The sequence below is a fragment of the Paenibacillus sp. V4I5 genome (genome assembly GCF_030817255.1).
Classification (GTDB): domain Bacteria; phylum Bacillota; class Bacilli; order Paenibacillales; family NBRC-103111; genus Paenibacillus_E.
In genome coordinates this window covers 5139242-5162112 of record NZ_JAUSZB010000002.1, presented here as the reverse complement: position 1 = coordinate 5162112, position 22871 = coordinate 5139242, and the positions used below count along the sequence as shown (strand labels likewise).

Annotated in this window: 19 protein-coding genes; 6 read left to right on the top strand and 13 right to left on the bottom strand. The window is 46.7% G+C overall.

Going from position 1 to position 22871, the window contains the following annotated elements:
- Positions 1-168 precede the first annotated feature (168 nt).
- Entirely contained in the window at positions 169-1155 is a 987-nt protein-coding gene (locus tag QFZ78_RS25575; protein WP_307551729.1) for a metallophosphoesterase family protein, read from the top strand.
- 60 nt (positions 1156-1215) lie between these two features.
- Complete coding sequence (locus QFZ78_RS25570) at positions 1216-1485, top strand: LysM peptidoglycan-binding domain-containing protein (RefSeq protein WP_307551728.1); 270 nt, start codon at positions 1216-1218, stop codon at positions 1483-1485.
- A 64-nt stretch (positions 1486-1549) separates the two neighbouring features.
- On the opposite strand, the gene QFZ78_RS25565 is transcribed toward QFZ78_RS25570, so the two are convergent.
- From QFZ78_RS25565 to QFZ78_RS25535, 7 genes are all read right to left on the bottom strand, one after another.
- Positions 1550-3748 carry a hypothetical protein gene (locus tag QFZ78_RS25565; protein WP_307551727.1) on the bottom strand — a complete coding sequence of 733 codons (2199 nt, stop codon included), beginning with the start codon at positions 3746-3748 and terminating at the stop codon, positions 1550-1552.
- Between the two features lie 21 nt (positions 3749-3769).
- Positions 3770-4948 (bottom strand): ABC transporter permease, encoded by a 1179-nt coding sequence (locus tag QFZ78_RS25560; RefSeq protein ID WP_307551725.1) that lies wholly within the window; start codon positions 4946-4948, stop codon positions 3770-3772.
- A complete protein-coding gene (locus QFZ78_RS25555) occupies positions 4945-5670 on the bottom strand; it encodes an ABC transporter ATP-binding protein (protein ID WP_307555891.1) in 726 nt (241 codons plus the stop codon). Before QFZ78_RS25555 ends, QFZ78_RS25560 begins: the two co-directional genes overlap by 4 nt.
- A gap of 34 nt (positions 5671-5704) precedes the next feature.
- Positions 5705-7390 carry a permuted SH3 domain-containing protein gene (locus tag QFZ78_RS25550; RefSeq protein WP_307551724.1) on the bottom strand — a complete coding sequence of 562 codons (1686 nt, stop codon included), beginning with the start codon at positions 7388-7390 and terminating at the stop codon, positions 5705-5707.
- Positions 7391-7702: 312 nt separating this feature from the next.
- A complete protein-coding gene (locus tag QFZ78_RS25545; protein ID WP_307551722.1) occupies positions 7703-8782 on the bottom strand; it encodes a hypothetical protein in 1080 nt (359 codons plus the stop codon).
- Between the two features lie 715 nt (positions 8783-9497).
- Positions 9498-11000, bottom strand: a complete 1503-nt coding sequence (locus tag QFZ78_RS25540) for a sensor histidine kinase (RefSeq protein WP_307551720.1) — start codon at positions 10998-11000, stop codon at positions 9498-9500.
- Positions 10997-11680: a response regulator transcription factor gene (locus QFZ78_RS25535; RefSeq protein ID WP_307551719.1), complete on the bottom strand. Its 684-nt coding sequence runs from the start codon at positions 11678-11680 to the stop codon at positions 10997-10999. Before QFZ78_RS25535 ends, QFZ78_RS25540 begins: the two co-directional genes overlap by 4 nt.
- Before the next feature lie 345 nt (positions 11681-12025).
- Between QFZ78_RS25535 and QFZ78_RS25530 the strand changes: the two genes are divergently transcribed.
- Entirely contained in the window at positions 12026-12922 is an 897-nt protein-coding gene (locus QFZ78_RS25530; protein WP_307551718.1) for an FAD:protein FMN transferase, read from the top strand.
- Positions 12923-13199: 277 nt separating this feature from the next.
- Here the strand turns inward: QFZ78_RS25530 and mnmH are convergent, their stop codons facing one another.
- The gene (gene mnmH, locus QFZ78_RS25525; protein ID WP_307551716.1) at positions 13200-14249 is read right to left on the bottom strand and encodes a tRNA 2-selenouridine(34) synthase MnmH; all 1050 of its coding nucleotides are present in this window, start codon (positions 14247-14249) and stop codon (positions 13200-13202) included.
- A gap of 127 nt (positions 14250-14376) precedes the next feature.
- Here mnmH and QFZ78_RS25520 point away from each other — a divergent pair, with 127 nt between their 5' ends.
- Together QFZ78_RS25520 and QFZ78_RS25515 are read left to right on the top strand one after the other, a co-directional pair.
- A complete protein-coding gene (locus tag QFZ78_RS25520) occupies positions 14377-15453 on the top strand; it encodes a permease (protein WP_307551714.1) in 1077 nt (358 codons plus the stop codon).
- A 55-nt stretch (positions 15454-15508) separates the two neighbouring features.
- The gene (locus QFZ78_RS25515) at positions 15509-16768 is read left to right on the top strand and encodes a BaiN/RdsA family NAD(P)/FAD-dependent oxidoreductase (RefSeq protein ID WP_307551713.1); all 1260 of its coding nucleotides are present in this window, start codon (positions 15509-15511) and stop codon (positions 16766-16768) included.
- Positions 16769-17090: 322 nt separating this feature from the next.
- Here the strand turns inward: QFZ78_RS25515 and QFZ78_RS25510 are convergent, their stop codons facing one another.
- From QFZ78_RS25510 to QFZ78_RS25495, 4 genes are all read right to left on the bottom strand, one after another.
- Positions 17091-18446 carry a dicarboxylate/amino acid:cation symporter gene (locus QFZ78_RS25510; RefSeq protein ID WP_307551711.1) on the bottom strand — a complete coding sequence of 452 codons (1356 nt, stop codon included), beginning with the start codon at positions 18444-18446 and terminating at the stop codon, positions 17091-17093.
- 173 nt (positions 18447-18619) lie between these two features.
- The gene (locus tag QFZ78_RS25505; protein ID WP_307551710.1) at positions 18620-19396 is read right to left on the bottom strand and encodes a hypothetical protein; all 777 of its coding nucleotides are present in this window, start codon (positions 19394-19396) and stop codon (positions 18620-18622) included.
- Between the two features lie 513 nt (positions 19397-19909).
- Positions 19910-20326: a hypothetical protein gene (locus QFZ78_RS25500; protein ID WP_307551709.1), complete on the bottom strand. Its 417-nt coding sequence runs from the start codon at positions 20324-20326 to the stop codon at positions 19910-19912.
- 65 nt (positions 20327-20391) lie between these two features.
- Entirely contained in the window at positions 20392-21264 is an 873-nt protein-coding gene (locus QFZ78_RS25495; RefSeq protein WP_307551707.1) for an inositol monophosphatase family protein, read from the bottom strand.
- A gap of 175 nt (positions 21265-21439) precedes the next feature.
- On the opposite strand from QFZ78_RS25495, the gene QFZ78_RS25490 reads away from it, so the two are divergent.
- The gene (locus tag QFZ78_RS25490) at positions 21440-22405 is read left to right on the top strand and encodes an aldolase catalytic domain-containing protein (protein ID WP_307551705.1); all 966 of its coding nucleotides are present in this window, start codon (positions 21440-21442) and stop codon (positions 22403-22405) included.
- Positions 22406-22502: 97 nt separating this feature from the next.
- Here QFZ78_RS25490 and QFZ78_RS25485 read toward each other — a convergent pair whose 3' ends face one another.
- A complete protein-coding gene (locus QFZ78_RS25485; RefSeq protein ID WP_307551703.1) occupies positions 22503-22826 on the bottom strand; it encodes a hypothetical protein in 324 nt (107 codons plus the stop codon).
- Positions 22827-22871 lie beyond the last annotated feature (45 nt).

Below are 22871 nucleotides of genomic sequence, written 5' to 3'. Positions count from 1 at the left end.
GATTCTATTCGTTCACTACTAAACAGAAATCGGAACCAGAAACCTTACCAGAAAGAAAATCATTCACTAGGCGAGCATGAATGTTTTCACACTCTCCATCAGCAAAATCTATCGATAAGCAAGCTAAATAAGGGCAAACGATAAGTCTAATTGGAAGGTGCATATGAAATGAAATCATTAAAGCTGCGAATACTTATTCTTAGTTTTCTTCTATTCTTGACCCCGTTGCGAAGCACAACCTTTGCTAGCGACAAGGTCGAGCAGCCACTGGCTGCACCTTTGTTTTCGTTCTCTGTGATGAGCGATGTTCACATCACGTCCTATGACCAAGTCGCTCAGCTTAGGCTGAGCCAAGCGCTGGCTGATCATCACGCACTGCGCCCAGACAGCAAGCTGCTCGTCTTGAACGGCGACCTCACGAATGGGAGTGAGGCCGACTATCGCAGCTTGCTGGCGCTGCTCGGCCGCCAGCGCCATGCCCCTGTGCATGCGACCATGGGCAACCACGATTACTACGGCGTGTGGCGCACGACGGAGGGTGGGTTGGATACATCGAAGATGAATCCAACATGGTCGAGCAAGCAAGCGGTCGCGTTATTCGACCGCATGATGGGCTACGATAAGCCGTATCACGAGCTTATCGTGGAGGGCTACCGCTTCCTCTTCCTTAGCGGGGAAGCGTACAGGGACGTGAACGCATCCTACGGTGAGGATGCGTTCCTCTCGCCCGAGCAGCTCAGCTGGCTGCGCGAGCGGCTTACCGCAGCGGGCTCGGCGGATGCCGGCAAGCCCGTGTTCGTGTTCCTCCACCAGCCGCTGCCGCAGACGCTGGATGGCACGGATCTGGAGCTGGGCGTCGTCCAGCACGAGGAGCTGCGGGCGCTGCTCGACGCGCACCCGAACGTCATTCTGTTCAGTGGCCACACCCACTGGAACCTGGAAACGACCAGACAAGTGAAGCAGCTGAAGTTTCTTGCCGCTTCCAGTGCCTCCATCCGGGAGGTATGGAGCGCCCGTAACGTGCCCGAGACGCAGGCAATCAGCCAAAGTCTCGTCGTGGACGTCTACAAGGACCGCGTGGTGATCATGCGCCGCGAACACTTCAAAAAGCGATGGATCGAACCATCCATCGCCAAAGGATACGACGTGAAATAGGCATCTGCCGTCTCCGCAGCCGCCCTCCCCGCGTATGCTAGTAGCGGAGGTGCCTTCAACATGCGTGTCATAACGAACAAGGGAGCCTTGCAGGTGAAAGGCCGTTTTTATATCGTTCAGTTCGGAGATTCCCTCTACACCGTTTCGCACCGCTTCGGGGTGAATGTCGCCGATCTGCTTACATTTAATGATCAATTAAACGGCTTAACAACGATTTATCCAGGAGAAATCCTCTATATTCCGGTTCTCAGTCTCCAAACTGGAGGGCAAACCCAAGCCACTTCTGCCTCTATTAAAAAACAAACCAAAAAGACTGCCCGACGAGGCTAGGAATAGCCCGATGTCTGGCAGTCTTTTTGATTTAATCCCTTTTATATTAATTTCTTTCCTATAACTAATGAAATTGCTTAATAAGGCGCTTAGCCGTCCCATTCGGTGTCTCTATTACTTCGTACATATTGACGACCACGCCGGAATCAACCTGCTCATTTTTCAAACCGGTGACGACGACTTTTTGCTTGCCGCTGGTTAATTTTCCGGTACCCGTCAGCGTTGCTGTTTGAGTGCCAACAATACGGCCAAGGGAATCGACCATATCGAATTCAATTTTGGAGAAGTTCGAATCGATTATCACCTGATCTTCATGAGCAATGTCCAAATCCAGATTAAGCTGGTAGGAGTAAGTCCCGCTGCTATAAAGCCAGCTTATCGAGCTGTCATTCACTTTGAGTGAGAAAGGATATAAAGCGAGCGTATCGCTTTCCGTCTCTTTTTGCAGCGCTACCCGATAGGTTCCGACAGACACATTGCCCACAGATACAGACTTATCGTCATAAACGTTCAATGCGAATGTTTCATCATCCGATTGTGTTTTATTCGGAAGCAGGTAGGAATAGCTCACGACATAAGAACTTCCCGGTGTAATTTGTGTCGCAACTGCACTTTGGCGAGATCCCGTGTAGGTATTCCCTTTGCTGTCGATCAGCTCATTTTGAAGCTCAGGAAGGGCGATGGTGCTTGTTCCGTTGTTCGTGATCTTGTATTTGGCTACGGCTGTTTTGTAGCCTAGATCGTCATTCTCGTGAGCATGCAGCTCAACTAGGGCGACGTCTAGATTTTTGTTAACAACAGAGCTGTTGTTGAAAATCAGCTTGCTGCCAAGCTCATAGTTCACAGCTGTAGTAAAGCCGCTTTGCGCTTCACTTGCCCCTTTAAGCAGGAAGACGGCAACAGGCATTTGACCGGTCACTGCAGCTCCACTGCTGCTAGCTGTAGACGTCGAACTGACAGCGGACCCCGCCACTGCGCCTGTAGATCCAGAACCTGTGCCTCCGCTCGATGTACTTGCAGTCGAGCCAGATGCCGAGCTACCCGAACTACCTGCGCTAGCCGTCTGCCAAAGCACCAGCTGAGCCGCATTCGGATCAACCCCCGTTGGCAGAGTAGCGTTGAAGTAATACGAAGCCGTCTCCTTAGGAGCCAAGTAGCCGCTGCGGGCGGAGTTATCGGTCGATGTCACGGACGTGCCGGCGTCACCGAACTGATAAGAAGCAGAGAAGGATGGCACGGAGGCGATTGCCTCGCCGTCATTGCTGAGCGTGACAACGGTCTGCACATGAACACCGTCTGCTTGAATCGAATACGTCGACGTATTCGCCTTCACGGTGACCAGCTCACCTTCCTGCTGCCCAGCATAGACTTGTTTGGTACCAAGCGCTGCTGTTTGAAGCGAAGCGTTCAGACTTAGCGTACCAAGCGAGACATCCTCACTTTGATTCAAGTAATAATATTCCAGCGTGAGGCCACTGGTCGGCATTTGTCGGGAAACGAGTGTTTTGAGCGTCATCGTATCCGATTGATTCGGTAGGAATGTTGTATCAGAACCGCTAGCAACCGTAGAGGTATATTTCAATCCATTAGCATCCACGAGTCTAACTTGCAAACCTGATGGCAGCTTAACGCTGCTCGAGCCTAGGTTTTTTGCTGAAACTTGCGTATACATATACCATTTCCCATTCTCTGTTACACGAACGCTTTGGCCCAATTGAAAAGCAATGGAGGCGTCATTTGAGAGCGTACCGTCGAGTGCATGCAAATTAATAATTTGCTCAGGCACCTTTACTTGTCCCTCCTGCACAACCGAGGAAACAGGAAGTTCGCCTAGATGATTCATGAAATCGGCTTTGCCGAAATCCCAGCGGAACACATCAACTTTTAGTTGAGCGGCTGTTTCACCTGCCGGCAGGTTAGCGTAGAATCGGAAGCTTTGATCCTGCCCCGGGAGGACACTCGCACTCTTTTTCTCACTTAATTTCGCAGTGTAGCTATGTCCTGCTTGATCTGTAACCCGTACCCCATATTGGTTAAAATCTATCGATTGGCTTTCCCCGTTATGTAAAAGAACGGAAAACTGAAGCGAAGAGGACGAAAGCGCCGCTTGGTTTAATGTAAAATAGGAGGAATTCGAGATATAAATCGCTTCGGAAGCCGCATGAGCAGCAGGAGCCATCCACGATGCAGCTGCAAAGCTGCCAGTCAATACCAGGGCGAGACTTGCATGTTTGAGTGAAATTGCTGATAATTTGCGAATCATGTTTTCATACCTCCTGTTGACCTAATCAAAACGCAGTGCGTCGATAGGTTTTAATTTCGATGCTTTATTCGCTGGATATAATCCGAAAATAACACCAACCAAGGCCGAGAATAAGAATGCGTATAGTCCTATATTTATGGATAAACTCGTTTGTTGACTAGGGTTGATATAAGGCCACGCTAGCGATAAGCCGATCCCCAAGATCAATCCGATCAACCCGCCCATACCGCTAATCAGCGTAGCTTCAACCAGGAACTGCAGCAAAATATTTCTCCGCTTCGCGCCAATCGATTTACGAATCCCAATTTCCCGGGTGCGCTCACTCACGGTTACGAGCATGATGTTCATGATCCCAATCCCGCCTACCAGGAGGGATATCGCCGCTACCGCGACTAATTGATTGGTCAATGTGCTGGAAGCCGTCTGTCTGGCGCTAATTAATTCGGATGAATTCAAAATGGTATATCCCGTTGTACTTTTAAATTTATTAAATAAATACATCTCTAACGTTGTTTGTACTCGGGTCACCTGATCGCCAGAAGCTGCTTCAACATAAGCCGTCCGAATGTTACCCAATTTGAAATCCCTGCTCATGGTAGGGAGAGGTACGAAAACCGAGCTATCGAGCGACGTTCCGTTCGTATTGGAGCCTTTTGTTTGGAGCACACCGATAATCGTGTACATATATCCGTTCACATTAATTTCTTCGTCAATCGGGTCATCCGTACCGAAAAACTGCTTGGCCACATCACTGCCTATGACCGCAACGTGATTGCGGAAGTCCAGATCGGCTTGAGCCAAGAAGCGGCCGCTGGCGACCGTCCCCTTTTGCAAACTGAGATATCGGTCATTAGTTCCAATGACATTGAAAGTCTCTGTTGTCCGGTCGTATTTGATACTGGTACTATTTCTAGTCATCGTTGGCGCAATTGCACTGATTCCCGATGTATTCTCAAGCTGCATAACCTCATCATAATTCAGCTGTGTGGCGCGTCCGTTGCCCCCCAGATTAACTGTCAACAGGTTCGTTCCCAGCCCTTCATACTGCTTTTCAATCGCCTTGGACGTACCTTGACCTATCGAAACTAGCGTAATAACTGAGCTAACGCCAATGATAACGCCAAGCATGGTCAACACCGTACGAAGCGGATTCGAACGCACTGTGGCCAGCGCCATTTGGAAAAGCTCCCAGATTCTCATGAAAGCGCCCCCTCTAACTTACGTTCAGTTGTTGGCAGCATTTCGTTTCTCTGATCGCTAATGATTTCTCCGTCACGCAGCGTCACGACGCGTTTGGCATTGTCTGCAATGTGATGATCATGGGTGATCAAAACAATGGTGTTGCCTTGCCGATTCAGCTCCTTAATCAATTCCAGCACCTCAATGCCCGTCTTCGAATCCAGCGCGCCAGTCGGCTCATCTGCTAGAATTAATGACGGTGATATGGCCAAAGCTCTGGCGATGGCTACCCGCTGCTGCTGCCCGCCAGACAGTTCACTTGGCTTGTGATGTCCTCGCTCACCCATCCCAAGCTTCTCCAGCATCCGCTGCGCCTGTTCTCTTCGCTGTTTGGTAGAAATGCCTGCATATATCATCGGCAGCTCTACATTTTCCGTCGCAGTAAGTCTGGGCAGCAGGTTGAACTGTTGAAAAATAAAGCCGATTTTCCGATTGCGCAACTCAGCAAGTCCATTGTCTGACATCTTCTCTGTTGCTACACCGTCTAACGTATAGGAGCCAGATGTAGGACTATCCAGAAGCCCGATTGTATTCATTAACGTTGACTTTCCCGATCCACTGGGACCAATGATGGCAACAAAATCTCCTTCCGCAATATGCAGGGTAATGCCGCGCAAAATTTGCAATTCTTCTGCACCTCGAGCATAACTCTTCGTTACCTCATTCAGTTCAATGATATTCATCGAATCGCTCCTCTCCGTAGGGGCTGGCTCACGGCTAGCGGGCCCCGCCTCCACCATTTTGCGTGCCGCCTGTGCCGCCTGCGCCGCCAGCTCCACCAGGGAAGTTGCCTCCTGCGCCACCCGGAAAACCACCTGCACCCCCAGGGAAACCTTGCTGCTGTTGATTCGTCGTTGTCGCTCTGCGTACCGGCATTACGACCTCGTCGCCTTCGTTCAAACCGCTTAACACCTCAACCTGCGTCTTGCTGCGAATACCCACTTTGATTTCGTGCTGCTCTACGACGGTTCCGTCCGCTTTCTTTAGCGAAACGGTTGACTTCCCTCTGGTTGTGGTCACCACTTGGATCGGAAGCACGAGAATATCTTTCTTATCTTGTATAAAAATTTCAGCAGTCGCCGTCATCGCATATTTCAAATCATTCTGATCGGTATTCGGAATCGCTACCACTGCATCATACGTTGTGACCCCATTTGTCGTTGTTCCAACATTGGATACGGAAGTCACTTCACCTTGGAACGTCTTGCCGGAGATAGCATCAACCTTCACGGTCACCTTCTGCCCCACCTTGATGCTTGTTAAATCGAGCTCATCTACGGCAATAGCCAGCTGCATCGTGCTTAGACTCGCTACGGCTCCTAGCGTTGTATTCGCATTAATTTGCGCGCCTACAGGATAATTTCGAAGCACATTGCTTTTACTATTGGCAAAATCAGCCGAGAACACGCCATCGAACGGCGCTTTGATCGTCAATTGATTAACCTTCTGTTCCGCATCGTTCACACGGATTTTCTGACTTTCGATGGCTGATTGCTTGCTAATGATATTGTTTGGAAGATCGTCATTGAACAAGGTGGCGATCAATTCGCCCTGTTTCACCGCTTCGCCCTCTTTAAATTTCATGCTTTTTATCGTTCCGCTTGCCTCGGCGAAAATAGGAGATGTGCGCACATACTCAAGCGCCACCTGCTCGGAGGAGTCGATTTTACCATCACTGCTGCCGATGCTGCCCTTTACCTTAAGACCTGCCGAAAGCGTTCCATCATTGCTAACCAGAACCTCCACCGTAACTACTTTATTCCCGTTAGCATCCGCTTTAATTTCACGGCCTATCGTATCCACGGCTCCGACTTTGGAAAGTAAATAACCGTCGACACTAAGCTCTACAGGGTCGCCTTTTTTCAGCTGCACAGCTTCTTGCAAAGAGAATGGCAGCTTCACTTTAAACTGCGATGTATCTGAAATCGTGCCGATCTTCGTTGCTTTATTGACTTGACTGCCTACATCCAGATTGGCAGCTAAGGTAATCTTGCCAGACATTAAAGCTGTAACACTCATATGATTTTGTTGGTCCTGCAGCTCTGCAAGCTCCTTCTCGAGCTGCTGCAAGCTGACTTGAGCTTCCTTGAGAGTTGTTTCCGTTGAAGGCACCGACAGCTCGACTAGCACATCGCCTTTCTTGACCGCCTGATTTTGCGTCAAATTCATTGTTTTGATGATACCTTCAATCGGAATCACAATATTTTGCTTGTCCTTGGCATCCAGCTGAGAAGTTCCTGATACCGTCGAGGATATCGCTCCTTTAGTCGCTTTCATCGTTGTTTGCTGTGTTGCTGCAGACGCTGGCTTCGCCTTGTTATGTACATAATAGTAAGTTCCCGCTCCACATAAAATGGCAGCTAGGGCCACAATGACCCATCTCTTCTTCCGACCTAATTTCATCCTTTATGCCCCTCTCCCAGTTACCCAGACTATCCACTGCCCAGGCCATAACAACCCCTACTGGACTTAGTGTAATTGGGATGGCTGAAACCTGTCTGAGCGTAGGCTGAATATAAGTTGAACACAAGCTGAGCGTTTGCTGAAAAAGATTGGGTCGCGCGTGGGATGAGTGACGGCTGGGCGACTTGGTGGTCGGTGACTCGACAAGGGCGGTGTGAGTCCATTACGGGGCTGAATTCATACTCATTTAGCTATCTCACTGTGACGTCAAAAAAGCCGCCCGCATAGCGAGCAGCTTCCTCCAATTCAATTTTAGCTCGTTGCAGCAGGAGCTGGTGCTGGTGTTGTAGTATTTGTTGACGGTGTGCCTACTGGGCGCTTACGATCAGCGCCTTTTTGCTGAACATGCTTCTTAATGGAATCCGTCATTCCGTCTTTGATTTTGCTAACGAGATCATCTTCACTGATACCTTTAGCTGTAGCAACATCCAAGATCGATTTGCCCGCTTCTAGTTCCGTTCTAAGCTCATCTTGCGTGATGCCCAGAATTTGTGTTAAAACCTCAGGGTTCCCGAAAAGCCCACCACCAGGCCCACCATGACCGCCTCTTCTACCTTCCCGACCACCTTCAGGACGCGTGCTTTGCACTTGTTTCGTCAATCGGTCAGATAAGCCCGACAACATTTGGTCTGCTTGCGCTTGCGTAAGTTTTCCAGCTGTAACTTCAGCATTAATGGAAGTGGTTTCTGCTGCAACAAGCTTAACTACATAGTCGGCTTCTGTTAAACCTTTTTCCACTGCAAAAGCCGATAATGTTTTGCCAGCTTTCAAAGCATCCTGCACAACACTTTGCTCCACGCTTAGAATTGTTGCTGTTTGCGCTACCAGATTGCTGCCGTGACCTTTGCCCATGCCACCCCGACCGTCTTTGAACCCGTTCGCTTCAATACGCTTCGTCAATTGATCAGTTAGACCTTTGAGAACATTATCTGCTTGTGCTTGTGTCATTTTGCCCGCTGTTACATCAGCTGTAATCGAAGCGGTCTCTGCTGCGGCTAGCTTTTGCAAGAAGTCTGCTTTCGACAGCCCTTTTTCCTCTGCTAAAGCTGCCAGTGTTTTGCCCGCTTTCAATGCGTCTTGTACGACGCTTTCCTCAACGCCCAAGATTGTTGCTGTTTCCTTTACTACGTTTGCACTCTTGAAGCCACCGCGATCTCCGAAATCACCACGACCTTTGCCGCCCGGTCCTGCATTTTGAGTGGATGTGCTCGTTGTCGCGCCTGTCATCGTATCTGCAAATGCTTGATTATGTAAGGCTCCAACAAAACCAACTCCGAGTACAAACGAAGCTACCAATGAACCTGTAAGAATTTTTCTGCCGATGTTTTTCATAATTTGTTTCCACCTTTTTCTTTATTTTTTTGTTTCTTCCTTACAAAACCAAGTATAGACGTCTAAACTGAATCTCATCTGAGTGTAAACTGAAGATTGGTTGAGAGGTTTCTGAGGATTGGCTGAAGAGGAAAACGCAAGCCTATAAGGTGGCTCGCAGATGTAGTCTGGCTTGTAACATCGACCAACTACCCTCGCTTACCCCGAAGCCAAATAAGAGTCTCTGGAGACTCTTATTTCCCACCATTAGCCACCTTTTGGTGAAATAGAAGCTTCTAGGGACTCTTATTTGAGCGGAATAATCCAAACACGCCGTGTTCAGCACCAAATAAGAGTCTCTGGAGACTCTTATTCCCCACCATTAGCCACCTTTTGGCGAAATAGAAGCTTCTAGGGGCTCTTATTTTCGCGGAATAACCCGCACACGCCGTGTTCAGCACCAAATAAGAGTCTCTAGGGACTCTTATTTCCCACCATTAGCCACCTTTTGTCGAAATAGAAGCTTCTAGGGACTCTTATTTGAGCGGAATAATCCAAACATGCCATGTTTAGTCTAACTTCATTCAGCACCAAATAAGAGTCTATGAAGACTCTTATTCCTCACCATTAGCCACCTTTTGGCGAAATAGAAGCTTCTGGGAGCTCTTATTTTACATTCTTATAAATTAAAAAAAGCCCTACCCCGACATCACGTCAAGATAAGGCCCCTCTCATTCTATGGAAGCAGCAGCACTTTAAATGTACTACCTTCACCTACCGTACTATAAACAACTATCGTTCCCCCATGCAGCTCCACAATGGAACGGGTAATGGATAATCCCAATCCTGCACCGCCGCTCCTGCGCGCCCTGGAGGAGTCGATTCGGTAGAACCGATCAAACAAATGCGGGAGATGTTCAGGTGCAATACCTGGCCCATTGTCATGAACAGCAATTTCGACACCTGCGTCTGTCTTTGCTAACGAAAGCCCTAGTTCACCGGTCAACGGATGCGTATGCTGGACGGCGTTGTGAAACAAGTTGAGAACGACCTGCTTGATTTTATCTGGATCATACAGACATCGGATCCTGGGCTCCAGCGTAAATGTAACCGTTCTGTCTCCTGCCAGTAGACGAAGCTGGGGCTCCATCTCATGCAGCATCTCATCGAGCAGACCTTCCGACTTCTGAAAAGATGGCGTACGATCTAGCCGAGCAAGCAGCAGAAGGTCTTCAACTAGCTTATTAATGCGCACGGATTCGCCGTGCATACTCTTCAGCGCTTTCAGCAATGGTTCCGGTTGTTGATACGCTCCGCGAAGCAGCACTTCCAGAAAGCCATGAATCGAAGTCAGCGGTGTACGAAGCTCGTGCGAGGCATCCGCAGCGAAGCGGCGCATTTGTTCTTTTGCCTCTTTTTCCGACTCAAAAGAAAACTCTAGTCTCTCTAACATACTATTGAAAGAAGTCGATAACCGGTCAATCTCCACCTGCCCCTGATGAGCAGGAAACCGCTCGCCCAGATTACCTGAATCGATTTGTTTCACTGTATCTACCATATTAGAAAGTGGCACTAACGTCCGCCTTAGCACGGGCAGAAACCCAAGCAGCCCTACAACCAATGCTGTCATGGACAATAGTAGAAAGGTGAACAACTGACGGAGCAGCAAATCTTTAATCGGTCCTGTATTCGTATTCGCTTGAACAAGTCCTTGTACGCCTTGGGATCTCTCTCGAATTTGATGAAAGACAATCAACTGCTCATTGCCATCCTTATCCTTCACGATTCGGTAATCCAGCTTCTCTTTCATTTTCAATAATTCCTGATATTCCTCCTTCGAAAGCTGCAAAGGCGAGGATCCACTTTCTGAAGACAACTGCTTGTAAGTCCCTTCACTATCGATCAAAGCAATGGATAAATCAGGAACGAAAATTCGGGGAAACTCTCCTCCTGTATTGTCCGAACGGTTACCACCGTTAGTGTCTCGTCTGGGCATAAAAGGATTCTGGCCTCGATCCGGAAAATCCCCTGCCCGCAGCCACGTATTGAGAGGTAACGTCGCAAGCTGGTTGCGAATCGTTTCCGCCTTGTTCTTATATAGAAATTGCTGCATGAAAATATATTGAAAAACACCAATTAGCAGCAGTAACACAGACATCACCAATAGAGATCGCGAAAGTAACTGGAATTTTAGCGAACCGGTAACAAAATGCTCGGCAAACCGGCCCCGCCTTTTCATGTTAAATCCATCCGATAGCCGGCGCCGCGAATCGTACGGATCAGCTTATGTTCTTTATCGCCTAGCTTATCGCGCAAGGAGCGAATGTACACCTCGACGATGTTCTCTTCGCCACCGAAGTCATAGCCCCACACCTTATCGAGAATCATCGATTTGCTTAAAACAAGTCCGTGGTTAATCGACATAAATTTGAGCAATTCGTATTCCGTTGGGGAAAGCTCCAGAACCTTATCATATAAGCTAATCTCTTTACGTCGATCATCCATGCGAAGCGGTCCAATGATCACTTCACCGAACAAGTTCGGAAAATGATTGCGAATTCGCGCATAGATGCGGGCAAGCAGCTCCTCAAAGCTGAAAGGCTTAATCATATAATCATCGGCCCCAAGTGTGAGTCCCTTGACCCTGTCATCGACTTCATCCCTAGCCGTCAGCATGATAACGGCGACATTTTCTGTTTTCTTAATCATTCGACAAACTTCGAATCCATCCATCCCCGGCATCATCACATCCAGAATAGCAATATGCGGCTGAAATTTATTGCATGCAGTTATCGCACTAATCCCATCTTGAGCCGTCATGACCTCAAACCCTTCATTCGTCAAACCTAACTCCAGAAATTCCAAAATATGAGGCTCGTCATCGACAAGCAGAATTTTGATACCTTTTAATTGGCGCATAGTTTTAGTCCCCCCGAAGTTCATTGTACACGTTTTCTACAGTCAGTATCCCATATCCTCCCTAAAAGCAATCTGAGCAGTTGCTGAAAGGTTGCTGAATGTTCGACTTCCAAACGAATAAGCCGGACCCTGAGCGGACCCGACTTTATTCATGCCAATTCGTTATACAACTCGCTTCTTCAGCTTCTCCTTCCCCAATTCTTTCTGCAAAAGAATATTCAGATACGCCAGCAGCTCCTGACTTGATTTTTCAGCAATCTTTCAGCCAATTATCAATTGAATCTCAGTTAACACTTCTATAATAGGGTTTATATACTTAAGGACATATAGAAGAGAGGAAAACCTATGGAGCAAATCAAACAATCCTTGCATCCGTTTCACTTCCAAACTAGGGAATTTGATGTCGAACTGCTGCTCCTCTGTGAAGAGAACGATAGTGCTCTCATTAAGAAGCTGGCCATAGATTGGTTTCGAAGTGTGGAAAAGCGTTTCAACCCTTATCTCGTCGACAGTGAAATCAGTCTTCTGAATACATTAGCCGGTGAAAATTGCAGGATTTCTACTACGATGTTAGAGGTGCTTTTTCTAGCTGAGGCTTATCAAGCAATAACAGATGGGAACTATATGCCTCTCCAGCAAAAAGGTGCACCAACGGGCCTTAAGAAAGCTCCTGCCACATTAGAATGGGAAGTAGATCCAGCTATGAAATCAATTAAGCTTCCTAATCATACAAACATCGATTTACGAGGGATAGAACAAAGCTGGTCAATAAAACGCCTAGCTGAATATATGCAAAAGAACATGTCGCTTGATCAAGGCCTAATCATCGCTGGTGGGGATATAACGGTTTGGGGCCGCAATTCTCAGAAACTTGATCCTTGGGTCATTGGCATTCAAAACCCTTGGAACACGAACACCAAACTGGGCGCCATCGCCATGCCGGAGGGCTCCCTGTCCACTTACAGTCCATTTGAGGATAAAACGTCCACCCCCAGCAGCAATATCGTGCAGTGCACCGTTGCTGGCCAAGATATGGTTGAGTGCCAAGTGTGGGCAAGAATACTGTGTACACTCGGCGTCGAAGAAGGGCTGGCACTGCTTGCCAAGCACACCTCCGTTTGCGAAGCAATTGTGCTCTCCACGAATCAGGAGCTGCACTACTTTGGGAAAGAGGCATCTCTTAATAGAAGATGGCTGGACATGCACATTGACCATTACCACTTTCAGGACATGGTGTCTTGAAGAGTTACGATTAAACACAGGTCTTAGCCATTACTTTTTTCGAATTTCGACCTTTGTCCACATTCGACTACACTTTATCCACAGAACTCTTACAATTTATTCACAAAAAAGTGCATTTTATCAACATGTTATCCACAGCCTGTGTGCATCTTTTCTGTATTCCCTTGTTAAAACCTATATTTGATGGTGAGAAATATGCGATGTAGTGGTAATCAATGTTCGAGCATGTCCGTTCGTAATATCCGCAATCAACGCATCAATTGAAAATACGTTTCATTTAAACCTTTAAACACTCTGCTTCTACCGATATTAAATATTCCTTTACAGCCTTAACGGCTTCTTCGATCGTATTTGCTTTAATATTAATTATTTCTTGTTCGTATTTATTCATAGCATGTTCATAGCGTGGATCATAGTAGTGCTCTAACAAGAGGCTAACAGCATGCTCAAATTGTTCTTCCTTAAGAGCTATTTCGATACTTTTGGCGATCGGGGTGTGGATTCGATCCTTGATATGACTATAAGCTTGAAGCAATTCTTGCTTGTTTTCCCAAGGTCGGTAATCCTCAATAATATGACGAGAACGTTCATCAATGGGCATTTCAATAAAAAGTTGTGTACCGGAATCCTTTTTGCTAACAATGAACTCAGGAATGACTGCTTTTCCAATTCGTTTGCTTTCTCCCTCTATCAGAATATAGGGTGAATCCTCCAACTTCAGAAGGTTAGTGACAAGAAGGGCTTCGAATGTTTTCTGATTGTTTGCTTGAAGCCCGACATGTCCGAAAATAGATCCCCGATGCCCAGCCATTGCTTCTAAGTCCAATACCGGGTATCCATCTTTATGGAGGCGCCTTAGAATAGCTGTTTTCCCAGCTCCGGTATTACCAGAAATTACACATACCCGAGGTTTGAAATCCATCTTCTCAAGTGTAGCGACTACCCATTTACGATAGGCACGAAAGCCTCCTGTTAAGCGGTAAGTCCGGATGCCCATTAACGATAGAACTGTCGCAGTCGTTTTACTACGCATTCCACCGCGCCAACAGAAAAGTGCCTTTTTCTCCTTAATCTGCTCAAAAGTCTTCACAAAAGCCGGCAATTTTGCCGACACGATTTCAAGCCCTCTATCCTTGGCGACCTGAACACTAACTTGCTTATAGTTGGTACCAATTTCTGCACGTTCGACATCATCAAATAATGGGATATTAAGGCTTCCTGGAATTGTAGAGTCCTGATACTCCGAGGGTGAACGAACATCTATCATCACAATCTCTTTCTTGTCTCTAAGGGATAACAACTCTTCTATGGTGATATCTTGAAACAATGGGGTTTCGCTCCTTTAAATTACGCCAGCGACTCGTATACAAAAAAATATGTGTCATTCTCATTTTTTGGATATGTTATAATGATAACCTATTTAACTTGTCAAAATCTAATGCCTGGAGAATAAAATGACACATACCAGTAATTCATCACCTCATGTAGAACCGATCAACAAAAGGGTTGTACTATATGTTATCGTTTTTTTAATAATTGCTATTGTTGGCTTAACGTACGTGAAATGGTGGCCTTACTATCATAAAGCATTCGATGCTGCGACTAAACATTCTATAGGGTCGTCCATAATTTCCGGTAAAAATCCTACAGCCCCCGCCCCTTCTTGGCAAGCTGCATGGGATTATGCGCTGACTTACTACAAATCAGTTTGGAAGGCCGCGCTACTAGGCATTGTCCTTGGTTCATTGTTACAGGTACTTCTACCGTCTACATGGCTTCTAAGGGTGCTTGGTAAAACTTCTTTCAGAAGTACTTTAATCGGAGGGTTTTCCTCGATACCAGGTATGATGTGCACCTGCTGCGCAGCGCCTCTCGCAGTAGGATTACGTAAAAAGAATGTATCCGTAGGCGCAAGCCTAGCTTTTTGGCTTGGAAACCCGACCATTAACCCGGCAACCTTAGTGTTTATGACCTTTGTTTTGTCTTGGAAGTTCACCTTAATCCGACTCGTATTTGGTTTAATATTAACCTTTGGTGTAAGCTATTATGCCAACCTTTTTGCGGGAAAAACGAAACTTCCAGAGAATCTAACTGTTAAACCTGAGGAAATAAAAGAAGAACAATCTGGCTCATTCCTACAAAGATGGCTGAAAAGTATTTGGTCGATGATTCTTCATATTGTTCCAGCCTACATCATCGCGGTACTTTTATTAGGAGCAAGCAGAGCGTGGTTATTTCCTGCAGTCGGAGAAACTGCCGGAAATAGCATTCTTCTTATTATTGCTTTTGCTATTGCAGGTATGCTATTCGTAATCCCTACAGCGGCAGAGATACCGATTATCCAATCTTTAATGACCTTTGGCCTTGGGACAGGTCCCGCAGCTGCATTACTGCTTACGCTGCCTTCCGTCAGTTTACCTTCTTTGCTAATGATTTCGAAATCATTTCCTAAGAAAGTCATTCTGTTTGTTACCGTTTCAGTAGTAGCGCTTGGTATATTAAGCGGCATAGCAGGTGTTATTTTTCTTTAAGACGCCTTGCATGCTATGATGGTGTCAAAATATGCGATGTAGGGGCTTTATTCGAATGACATATGATGTAATTGTAATTGGCGGCGGTTCAGCTGGTCTCATGGCCAGTATTGCCGCGAGTATGGATGGCCCGAAGGTACTTTTGGTGGATAAAGGGGACAAACTGGGGCGCAAGCTCGGCATATCCGGCGGCGGCAGATGCAACGTTACGAACAACAAAGACATGGATGAATTAATCAAGCATATTCCGGGTAACGGGCGCTTCTTATATAGCGCTTTAACCCAATTCAGCAACAAGGACATCATTGATTTCTTTGAAAATCTCGGCATCCGCCTGAAAGAAGAAGACAACGGTCGAATGTTTCCCATCAGCGACAAGGCCAAAACCGTCGTAGACGCGTTGATCGGCCAAGTTCGCAGACAGGGTGTCGAGATCCGGACGAATAGTCCGGTCAAGCAGGTCTTGTATAAGGACGGCAGCGTCCAAGGCGTTCGTCTGCATTCCGGCGAAACGATGAACAGCAAAGCTGTCATCATTGCCTCCGGCGGATGCTCTGTGCCGCATACCGGCTCGACAGGAGACGGTTATGCTTGGGCTGAAGCTGGTGGGCACACCATCACGCAGCTCTTCCCGACCGAGGTTCCGTTAACCTCGAAGGAGTCTTTTATCCGCAGCCGTGAGCTGCAAGGACTTTCCTTGCGGGACGTGACACTCAGCGTGTGGAACGCCAAAGGGAAGTCGATCATTTCACATCGCGGCGATATGTTATTTACTCATTTTGGCTTGTCAGGGCCGATTGCGCTGCGCTGCAGTCAATTCGTCGTAAAAGAACTCGCCAAATCAGAGCGCAAAGAAGTACTCGTAACCGTAGATCTCTTCCCGGATCAAAGCACAGATGAAGTTTACAACCAAAGCATGGCTCTCGCCAGAGATGACGCCAAGAAAGCGATCAAAAACGTGCTTAAGACTCTTTTGTCCGATCGATTAATCCCGATCATGCTCGAAAAGTCTGGCTTAGATGATCAGCTAACGTACGACAACATCCCGAAGCAAAAATGGCTCGAGCTCTGCAAACTGATGAAAGCCTTCCCTGTTATCGTCAAAGGAACACTCTCTATAGAGGAAGCTTTCGTCACAGGCGGCGGCGTTCAGCTTAAGGAAATCGATCCGAGCACGATGCAGTCTAAGCTGGTTAACGGGCTTTATTTCTGCGGTGAGATTCTCGATATTCACGGCTATACAGGCGGTTATAACATTACCGCGGCATTTTCTACAGGCTATATGGCTGGTAAAAATGCTGCTCAGCAGGCATGAAAAGGGGCTTTGTCACAAGGTTTCGTCACAATTAAATGGAAAAAATCCTGCTGATTTCAGCATTTCATTATTTCCTTCCATATAACGGTATTTCCTCCAGTTAAATCCCTCTCTTTTCCTTAAACAAAGGGACTGGAGGAATTCCAGTTAAGTAGACTAGCCCTACTCATCTGAGTAAAGTTAGCAGGAGGATTTCCATCTAATTAGCTAGCTAGAATGATGCTACATTAAGTAATCTTTTGAAGATTACGGCTTAGTACAATAAAGAACCTCCAAAACCACGATCATTGTGGTTTTGGAGGTTCTTTATTTTTACATTCGATTAAGCAGTAGCCACATCGAGGTCATCTTCTTCGTCACGATCAAACGCTGCACGATCAAATTCTCCCTCAGACTCAGCTACGAGCAATGCCGTAACTGTTGTTCCTGTAGCATTTACCGCTGTACGACCCATGTCAATTAGTGCTTCAACACCAAGTACAAGACCCATACCTTCCAATGGTAAGCCTAAAGCTGTTAGTACAACTGTTGTCGAAATTGCAGCTGGACCTGGAACGCCAGCCACACCAATGGAGGAAACCACACTTACCAAGATAAGAATAAAGTATTCAGGAATGCCAAGCGGAAGATTGTAAACCTTCGCTACGAAAATAGCCACAACCGCCGGCCAAACCCCGCCGCAGCCGTTGAAGTTCATTGTTGCCCCAAGCGGTGCCACGAAGCTTGCAATACGCGGTGATACGCGAAGGCGCTTCGTGATTACTTCCAAATTCACAGGCAGCGTTGCATAGCTGCTTCGTGTTGTGAATGCGACAGCAATGGTCGGATAAGCTTTTTTGAAGAATTTGATTGGGTTTACTTTTGCCACGAAAAGAACCAAACCACCGAAGATCAACACGAAGTGAATGATCAATGCTACATAAGAAGTAACGATAATTTTAGCCAAAGGAGCAAGTGTTTCCAAACCATATCTGGCAGCCATACCTGCGATTAGCGCGTACACCCCATAAGGTGTCAAACGAATAACATACTTAACGACTTGGTGGATCACAGCTGTCGCTGATGTAATAAAAGATTTAACGGCTGCTACACTTTCCGGCTTTTTAGAGCCTACGTGTACAATCGCTACGGCAACAAAAATCGCGAAGATCAGAACCGGTACTACTTTCCCAGTTGCCATATCGTTAATTGGATTGGAAGGTACCAAGTCCAAAATAACCTGTGAAAACGTAGGAATTTCTCTTACTTTAAAATCTTTCGGTACAGCCTGTGCAATTCCGTTACCCGGATCAATCACCAAGGCGACAACCAAACCGATCAGTGCCGCGATTCCTGTTGTTAGCAAGAACCAACCGATCGTTTTCAAACCCAGTTTACGCAGCTGGCCTAGACTGGATAACGATGAAATACTGTTTATGACTAGAATAAGTACTAAAGGCATAACGAGCATTTTGATCAAATTGACATAGATCGTTCCGATCGTACTAACACTTTTAAATTGGAGCCCCAATTGATTAAAAGCTATCCCTGCTACTAAACCAAGTCCTAAACCAATGAAAACACGGTTACCAAAGCTTACTCTTTTTTTCGCCAATAAGACGAGGACCCCGATAATGATAATTGATACGACTAGGCTGACCCAGTTGGATTGAAATGCAGTCACTAGGTTGTTATTCACTAGAATCATCTCCTTAATTCCTACGATGTTACTCGGTTTTATGGGATAAGAATATGACATTAGACGGAACCTGTCAATGATTTATTTAAAAAAAAATGAAAAAACCGAACTATTCCACGAAAAAATCGAGGTTTAATACGGCTTTTAGACGTTTACTAAATTGAAAAACCGAACTACATCGTATGCTGGTCATGCACAATTGCAACTAAATACCACTGAGTACCTGAATTCTCGTAAACAAGCCGCAGACTGGTCCAATCCATCCCCTGAAATTGCGGATCTAGACCGGGATAATGATACTCCACTGTAATCGCTGAAGTCGTCGGATATACACTAAATACATTATTAATCATATTCCCTTTGCCAAGAATAATGTTATAGCTGATTTGTGGTGCGGCTGCAAAATCTTCGTTATATACGAATTTATCCCAGTAGTCAGGAAAAGTGAGATCAATGGGGTCACCTGAACCGTCGTAATCGCCCCAATGTGTCGTGCTGGTATTTGCCCAAAGGGCTGCAAGCCCGCTGCCTAGAACCTGGACATCACTCGACACATGAATATAGGAGTACGGCGAGAATTGTACACCTTTCTTCGGATGGATCAGCTCCGCGAGCTTTTTCAGATCCTGCTTCTTCAGCGCTTGTATCGTTTCTTTGGCTCGGCTTTCGATTGCTTTTTTCGCGTCGGCTTCTTTGGCGTACGAAGTTGGACTTGGTTTGATACTAGGCGTAGCAGTAGGGCGAGGCACCTGTATAGTTGGAGCTGGCGTTAGTGCCGGTGTTGGGGAGATTGGCGTCGATTGTGTTGGGGATGCTGTAGGAGGGACAATTGATGTCGGTTGTGGGCTGCTGCTGCTTGTGCCCGTGGCACCTTTTGTTTGCTCATCTATGCATCCGGTCATCACACTTATTGTTGCTACCATCAAAACGATCCCCATCATGCGTCTCATCCGAATCACTCCTCCACAAATTTACTTCCTTATTTCACCAGACGCAGTAATGATGGTAAAGGTTACGAATTCTGAGGTATCTACAATAAAAAGGCGTATGCCTAGAAAGAAGTGAAAGATGGAAATAAACAGACTAAAAAAAAACGGCTTACTCAGTCCTTGGGCGAGAGTGTTTGCAAGGTTGATGCAAAGCAAATTGCACCCAAGACGAATAGGAGTAAACATTCGCTTGCTTATCCATGTAATGTTGTACGTTGTACAAAATTAGACAAGTAATCCACGTTTTCCCACTCGCCTTCCTAATTCTCCATTTCTATTTTCCACCAAAAAAGCACTAACCCGCTTCGGGCTAGTGCTCGGGAACGTCCACGGATGAGTGGACACGTAGGATTTTGAGGGTAGGTGAAGCTGGTCCACCAAATTTTTATCCTTATGAGGGGTTTCTCGGCCGCGGGCGCTCATTCGCGCGAAGTTCGTTCACTTTCACTTCCGCGCAGCCTCCCCCGCTCCATTTCACAACCGGATACCGGCGCTGAAATGGTTGTAGTCGTCAGTGGACGGGTCAAAGGCCGCTTCTTCCTCGCTCGGTACTGCGTCGGCTACAGGTGATGCGTTCGCCTCGGCGTAGCTCTCGGACCAATCCTCATTCACGGTGTGGGCCGGTATACGGATGGAACCCTCCAGATCGTACGCCATGCTGTAGATCGCTGGCTCAGACTCAGCCTGCGGGCGGTCCACTAAGCGCCCACCGTGTGACTGCGCGATTTCAAGCGCGGACGTTATCTCCTGTGCATCAAGATGGATGTGCACTGTGGACCTCTCTCCGCCCAGTAATTCTGGCTTATAGCCGAGCTCGTCCAGCGTATCAAGCGCAAGGAGCGCATCCCGCTCCTTATCAAATTCAAAAAATATAGGAACAAAGCTCTTCATCGCATAGCATCCTTTCTTCCTCAACATGCAAAGTATGCCATTATCATTTGCATATTGTTCCTACATTATTCTACTTTGATGGCTTCCTGCACAAATGCCAGCAGCTCTGCATGATATTCCGGCACAGCAGCCACCAAGTAAACCGCATGTGCCATCTCTGTCCCCCCTACTGAGTTTGTACTTACACCTGCATTTGTACCTGTACCCGAGCCCCCAAGCATAGCTACCGGATTACCGGCGAAATCCGTCACCTTCACGCCAGCCTCCTGCGCGAGCAGCAAGCCCGCGTACAAATCCTCACCTTCGGAGTTGTACAGCACGACACCATGCAGGTCGCCTCTGGCGAGCATCGCCCAGGTCAAGGACGGTGCCCACAAGCGCAGCACTCTTTTAACCGAATGCTCTAGATGATGCCTTAGTTCCAAGGCTCTGTGCTCGTTTTTGCCAACCCCATGGCCTTGAATCCATGAAATGGTGGACTTGATCAACGGACCTTTCGGCTTCGCCTCAAGCTTCACATCCTCCTGCCAAGCACCTTCATCCTTAACAGCCACGTAATTTAGCCCCAAAGCCGAATCACGGATTACCCCCAGGACAATTTGTCCTTGATAGCTCAAAGAGATACAAACGCCATAAAGCGGTATGCCCAAGGCGAAATTATTCGTTCCATCCAACGGATCGACATGCCATACCCAATCGCTGGCTGCCCCTCCTTCACCCGCTTCTTCACTATATATACGATGACTCGGAAATACCGCCAGGATGTCTTCCACAATCAAACGATCCGCCTGCACATCCACTTCGGTGACCAAATCGCCACGATCATCCTTATGCTGAATGGCCAGCTTACCTCCGAAACGCTCTCTTGCCAGTTCTCCTGCTTTCGTTGCCGCTTCAACAGCAACCTCTTTTGCTAATGACCACTCGTTACGATTCATCCACTTAAGTCCCTTCAAGTAATCTTAATCTAGTTACTCCTCCTCATATTTTACCATATGTTCCCTGCAAAAGTTGTCACAAACGCACACTGCTACATTGACAAGCAGCCTCTACATAAGTGATAATATAGCAAAATCAGAAGCGATATAAGCAGTCGAAAGGGGCAATACGAGTATGGTTAAGCAGCATCAACACAAGATTTTGGATTGTACGATTCGGGACGGCGGTTTGGTGAACGATTGGGATTTTAGCGTGGAATTTGTCAAAGACATGTATCGCGGCTTAAGCGCAGCCGGTGTAGAATATATGGAAATTGGTTATAAAAACTCGGAAAAACTGCTTAAAGGCGGAGCATCCGGTCCTTGGAGATTCTTGAATGAATCCTTCCTTCGTGACGTTATTACCAAAAAGACCGATACGAAGCTATCTGCTCTCGTAGATATCGGCCGTGTCGATGAGAACGACATTTTACCTCGTGAAGACAGCTTACTTGACCTGATCCGCGTTGCTTGTTACATCAAAGACGTTGATAAAGGTCTTGAGCTTGTTCAAAAATTCAATAACATGGGCTACGAAACGTCACTTAACATTATGGCGCTTTCCCACGTAATGGAAAATGAACTGGTTGAAGCTTTCGAAGAAATCAATAAAAGCCCTGTTGACGTTGTCTACATCGTAGACTCCTACGGCAGCATGGATCATAAAGACATTGACTACCTCGTAACGAAGTTCCAACGCCTGCTTCCTGAGAAAGAACTTGGTTTACATATGCACAACAACCTGCAGCTTGCTTTCGCAAACACAATTGCCGGTGCTTCCAAAGGCGTGACTTTCCTTGATTCCTCCGTTTATGGAATGGGCCGCGCGGCAGGGAACTGTACGACGGAACTACTTCTTAGCTATTTAAAAGGAGCACGTTACGACGTTCGTCCCGTACTGGAAATTATCGAGAAACACATGATTACTATGCGTCAAAAATGGGATTGGGGCTATCTCATTCCGTACATGATCGTAGGAGCGCTTGATGAGCATCCTCGTACGGCTATGGCTCAGCTTAGCTCAGATGAAAGAAATAACTTTGTAGATTTCTATGACCGTTTGACTTCCGTAGAGACAGCTCCAATTGTTAATAAAAACTAATATTCGCAATTGAAAAAGACCCCTTATTGACAGTTCTCGAAGGCTTTGGCCTTCAGATCTATCGATAAGGGGTTTTTCATATGCCTTAACCTTCACATTATTTGATGATTTTGGCGGATACGACGTACTCTTCTGCATATGCACGGTCAATGAGGAAGATGAAATCCTCTTCTTCTCGGCGATACGGGTTTTTTTTACGAAAAACCTCAATATACTCACTCTCGATTAACTCGGTACAATTCTCGTCTGCGTAGATCAATCCGTCTTCTAAACGTTTTAGCGCCTCAACCATAACCTCACGCGATTTGAGCTCCCCTTGAATCTCCACATAGACTCTTGCGGTAGCATCATGGTCTTGCAGTAAAATCGCTACTTTCTGGTTAGATTTGATTCGCACCTTCTTTTTTGGAGATATACTCATTTGTCCTACTCCTTCATCAGTCTTCTATGCGTTATTTTATGTCAC

Coding starts and splice junctions, on each gene's coding strand:
- QFZ78_RS25565 (WP_307551727.1), bottom strand. CDS start 3,748: ATGATTCGCAAATTATCAGCAATTTCACTCAAACATGCAAGTCTCGCC.
- QFZ78_RS25560 (WP_307551725.1), bottom strand. CDS start 4,948: ATGAGAATCTGGGAGCTTTTCCAAATGGCGCTGGCCACAGTGCGTTCG.
- QFZ78_RS25545 (WP_307551722.1), bottom strand. CDS start 8,782: ATGAAAAACATCGGCAGAAAAATTCTTACAGGTTCATTGGTAGCTTCG.
- QFZ78_RS25505 (WP_307551710.1), bottom strand. CDS start 19,396: ATGAGACGCATGATGGGGATCGTTTTGATGGTAGCAACAATAAGTGTG.
- QFZ78_RS25555 (WP_307555891.1), bottom strand. CDS start 5,670: ATGAATATCATTGAACTGAATGAGGTAACGAAGAGTTATGCTCGAGGT.
- QFZ78_RS25550 (WP_307551724.1), bottom strand. CDS start 7,390: ATGAAATTAGGTCGGAAGAAGAGATGGGTCATTGTGGCCCTAGCTGCC.
- QFZ78_RS25570 (WP_307551728.1), top strand. CDS start 1,216: ATGCGTGTCATAACGAACAAGGGAGCCTTGCAGGTGAAAGGCCGTTTT.
- QFZ78_RS25530 (WP_307551718.1), top strand. CDS start 12,026: ATGGAGCAAATCAAACAATCCTTGCATCCGTTTCACTTCCAAACTAGG.
- QFZ78_RS25485 (WP_307551703.1), bottom strand. CDS start 22,826: ATGAGTATATCTCCAAAAAAGAAGGTGCGAATCAAATCTAACCAGAAA.
- QFZ78_RS25540 (WP_307551720.1), bottom strand. CDS start 11,000: ATGAAAAGGCGGGGCCGGTTTGCCGAGCATTTTGTTACCGGTTCGCTA.
- QFZ78_RS25490 (WP_307551705.1), top strand. CDS start 21,440: ATGGTTAAGCAGCATCAACACAAGATTTTGGATTGTACGATTCGGGAC.
- QFZ78_RS25515 (WP_307551713.1), top strand. CDS start 15,509: ATGACATATGATGTAATTGTAATTGGCGGCGGTTCAGCTGGTCTCATG.
- QFZ78_RS25500 (WP_307551709.1), bottom strand. CDS start 20,326: ATGAAGAGCTTTGTTCCTATATTTTTTGAATTTGATAAGGAGCGGGAT.
- QFZ78_RS25535 (WP_307551719.1), bottom strand. CDS start 11,680: ATGCGCCAATTAAAAGGTATCAAAATTCTGCTTGTCGATGACGAGCCT.
- QFZ78_RS25520 (WP_307551714.1), top strand. CDS start 14,377: ATGACACATACCAGTAATTCATCACCTCATGTAGAACCGATCAACAAA.
- QFZ78_RS25575 (WP_307551729.1), top strand. CDS start 169: ATGAAATCATTAAAGCTGCGAATACTTATTCTTAGTTTTCTTCTATTC.
- QFZ78_RS25495 (WP_307551707.1), bottom strand. CDS start 21,264: ATGAATCGTAACGAGTGGTCATTAGCAAAAGAGGTTGCTGTTGAAGCG.